At 62.3% G+C, this 3,632-nt stretch carries 4 protein-coding genes; 2 read left to right on the top strand and 2 right to left on the bottom strand.

Annotation, left to right across the window (positions count from 1 at the left end; translation table 11 throughout):
- Window positions 1-316 (top strand): DUF1062 domain-containing protein (locus EN884_RS29395; RefSeq protein ID WP_128360895.1); only part of this gene is annotated, 316 nt, incomplete at its 5' end.
- A gap of 61 nt (window positions 317-377) precedes the next feature.
- On the opposite strand, the gene typA is transcribed toward EN884_RS29395, so the two are convergent.
- On the bottom strand, window positions 378-2,207 hold the full coding sequence (gene typA, locus EN884_RS29390; RefSeq protein WP_013529003.1) for a translational GTPase TypA: 1,830 nt from the start codon (window positions 2,205-2,207) through the stop codon (window positions 378-380).
- A gap of 197 nt (window positions 2,208-2,404) precedes the next feature.
- Between typA and EN884_RS29385 the strand changes: the two genes are divergently transcribed.
- On the top strand, window positions 2,405-2,686 hold the full coding sequence (locus EN884_RS29385; RefSeq protein ID WP_224618852.1) for a hypothetical protein: 282 nt from the start codon (window positions 2,405-2,407) through the stop codon (window positions 2,684-2,686).
- A 48-nt stretch (window positions 2,687-2,734) separates the two neighbouring features.
- Here the strand turns inward: EN884_RS29385 and EN884_RS29380 are convergent.
- The coding region (locus EN884_RS29380; protein ID WP_206617667.1) for an alkaline phosphatase D family protein at window positions 2,735-3,632 on the bottom strand (898 nt) is incomplete at its 5' end.

Genomic DNA, 3,632 nt, shown 5'->3' with positions numbered 1-3,632 from the left:
GATCGGGCGCGTCGAGGAGTTCTCCGATGTCAGCGGTCACAAGCGCAGGCTCGGCGACACCAGGGAAGCCGCGACCGTGTTGGAACTCCAGCTCGGGCTCGAAATGCCGACATCGCTGCGGCTCGACCGGCTGCTCGCAAGCGAACTCTGCATCTCGCGATCACGGCTTCAGGCGCTGGAGGAGAAGCGGCTGCTCATCGTTGACCCGGATGGAGCAAAGGCCCTGCGCAAGCCGGCCCGTGCGGGAAACACGATCCGCATCGATCTGGCCGGCGAGGCCGATCGGCAGGCCATCATCGCGGCTGCCGGTGGATGAACGAAAAAGGGGCGGAACACTGGTTGCTCCGCCCCTCTCCGCTGTTGGAAAAAATAAGAGCTTACGCCGCGCCGACCACCTTGGACGACTTCTCGAACCGCTTGCGCTCGTTCGGATCGAGATAGAGCTTGCGCAGCCGAATGGTCTTCGGCGTCACTTCGACCAGCTCGTCGTCCTGGATCCAGGCCAGCGCGCGTTCCAGCGTCATGCGGATCGGCGGGGTCAGCTTGACCGCCTCGTCCTTGCCGGCGGCACGGATGTTGGTCAGCTTCTTGCCCTTGAGCACGTTCACTTCAAGGTCATTGTCGCGGCTATGGATACCGATGATCATGCCCTGATACACCTTGACGCCCGGATCGATGACCATCGGGCCGCGATCTTCCAGGTTCCACATGGCGTAGGCGACCGATTCGCCCTGTTCGTTGGAAATCAGCACGCCATTGGTGCGGCCTGGCAGCTCGCCCTTGTAGGGCTCATAGGCATGGAAAAGCCGGTTCATCACGGCGGTGCCGCGCGTGTCGGTCAAAAGCTCCGACTGGTAGCCGATCAGGCCACGGGTCGGCGCATGGAAGACAATGCGCTGACGATTGCCGCCGGATGGGCGCAGTTCGACCATCTCGGCCTTGCGCTCGGACATCTTCTGCACGACGACGCCGGCATGCTCCTCGTCGACGTCGATGACGACTTCTTCGACCGGCTCCAGCAATTCGCCATTCTCGCCCTTCTGCATGACGACGCGCGGACGCGACACGGCGATTTCAAAGCCTTCGCGCCGCATCGTCTCGATCAGCACGGCCAGCTGCAATTCGCCGCGGCCGGAGACGAAGAACGAATCCTTGTCAGGCGATTCCTCGATCTTCAGCGCGACATTGCCTTCGGCTTCGCGCAGCAGGCGGTCGCGGATGACGCGGCTGGTCACCTTGTCGCCTTCGGTGCCGGCCAGCGGACTGTCGTTGACCAGGAACGACATGGTCACGGTCGGCGGATCGATCGGCTGCGCATGCAGCGGTTCGCTCACGCTCGGGTCGCAGAACGTGTCGGCGACGGTGCCCTTCGACAAGCCGGCAATGGCGACGATGTCGCCCGCCTGCGCTTCTTCGATCGGCTGGCGCTCAAGGCCGCGGAAGGCCAGGATCTTGGAAATACGGCCGGTTTCGATCTGAGTACCGTCATGGTGCAGCACCTTGACCGGCTGGTTGGCCTTCAGCGTGCCGCTCTCGATGCGGCCGGTGATGATGCGGCCGAGAAACGGATTGGCTTCCAGGATGGTGCCGATCATGCGGAACGGACCGGGATGAACGGTCGGCTCCGGCACATGCTTGATGACGAGGTCGAACAGGGGCGCCAACTGCTGGTCCTTCGGTCCTTCCGGATTTTCCGAAACCCAGCCATCGCGGCCTGAGCCGTACAGAATCGGGAAGTCGAGCTGCTCGTCGGTGGCGTCGAGCGCTGCGAAGAGGTCGAACACCTCGTTGACCACCTCGACATGACGGGCGTCCGGGCGATCGATCTTGTTGATGACGACGATCGGCTTCAGGCCGACCTTGAGCGCCTTGCCGACGACGAATTTGGTCTGCGGCATCGGCCCTTCGGCGGCATCGACCAGCACGATGGCTGAGTCCACCATCGACAGGATGCGTTCGACCTCGCCACCGAAATCGGCGTGGCCGGGGGTGTCGACGATGTTGATGCGGGTATCCTTCCAGTCGACCGAGGTCGCTTTGGCCAGGATGGTGATGCCGCGCTCCTTTTCGAGGTCGTTGGAATCCATGGCGCGCTCGGCCACGCGCTGATTGTCTCGGAAGGAGCCGGACTGCTTCAAAAGCTGGTCGACCAGGGTGGTCTTTCCATGGTCGACGTGCGCGATGATCGCGATATTACGGATTTTCATGTTCTGGTCTCGGAAGCGTTGCAGGCAGCAGGCCAAAAGGCGCTGCCTCTTTCGGTTGCGCGGCTCATACAGGGTTTTTCGCAGTTGCGAAAGAGGAGGCGCGTCACCAAATACTCATCAAATCTTAAGCATCTGCGTGTGAGATGATTTTGTTAACCAAGGCGGGAACCCCTCGGGGCCCGGGCAGTTCGAACGTCATGACCGATAAACTCAACCGATTCTGGCCGCTCATCGCCTCTGTTGCCTTCGCCGTCCTGCTGGCGGCCAACGCCGCGCAGTCGGCCGCGACGACGAAGGAATCACGGCCTGCCTTGCCGTCAGAGGCACAGTCGGCCGAGCAGATTTTCGCCGACGCGCCCGACGGCGTCGACCCGGTGGTGACCGGCCCGGTCAGCGCCGCCTTCAAGCAGCGGCAGGACGCCGCCAACTGCGACAGCGCCGTCTGGCCGAATATCCCCATGGTCTGCTACCCGGACTAAGGCATCGCGCGCCCTAGACGCGCGCGACACCTTTCCATCAGCGCGCGCTTATGCCGACCGCACCGGGTCGAGCGTCACCTTGTAGAGTTCATTGTCGTCGCGATCCATCAGCCGCACCGTCATCTGCTCGCTGGCGCCTGAAATATCGACCAGCCCGAAGAATTGCAGACCTGCCGAGGGCGGCAGGTTCTGTCCCTGTTCGGCGGTCGGCGCCTTGATGAACTTCAGCTCCGGACCGAACGTCATGTCGAAATCGTTCGGCCCGAACGTTCCGGCATGGATCGGACCCGAAACGAATTCCCAGAACGGATTGAAATCCTGGAACTGCGCCTTGTCCGGGTTGTAATAATGCGCGGCCGTGTAATGCACGTCGGCGGTGAGCCAGACGGTGTTGCTGATGCCGGCATTCTTGATGAAGCGCAGCAGGTCGGCGATCTCGAGCTCACGCCCTTTTGGCAAGCCATTGTCGCCATTGCTGACTGCTTCGGCACCAACCTTCTTGGTGCCGTCGTCCCAGACGACGAGGCCGAGCGGCATGTCGGCGGCGATGATTTTCCAGGTCGCCTTCGAATTCGCCAGTTCGCGCTTCAGCCATTTCGTCTGCTGTTCGCCGAGCATGCGCGATTGCGGCGTCATCTCATCCTGCATGTCGGGACCATTGGGGCCGCGATAGGAGCGCATGTCGAGGAAGAACACGTCGAGCAGCGGCCCGTAGGCGATCTTGCGATAGACGCGGCCGGGCTCGGAAGGTTCGTAGCGGATCGTCGTCATCTCGTGGAAAGCCCGCGCCGCACGGGCCGCCAGCACGTGGATGGATTTTTCCGAATAGCGGCTGTCGGCGCTGAGATCCTTCGAATCCGACCAGTTGTTCAGGACTTCATGGTCGTCCCACTGGTAGAAAGTCGGGCAGATGGCGCTGAGGCCGAGCACGTTCCTGTCCATCATG

Origin of the sequence: Mesorhizobium sp. M7A.F.Ca.AU.001.01.1.1, assembly GCF_004022735.1 — a bacterium.
In the GTDB taxonomy this organism is placed as follows: domain Bacteria; phylum Pseudomonadota; class Alphaproteobacteria; order Rhizobiales; family Rhizobiaceae; genus Mesorhizobium; species Mesorhizobium ciceri.
This window is presented reverse-complemented; position numbering and strand designations above follow the sequence as displayed.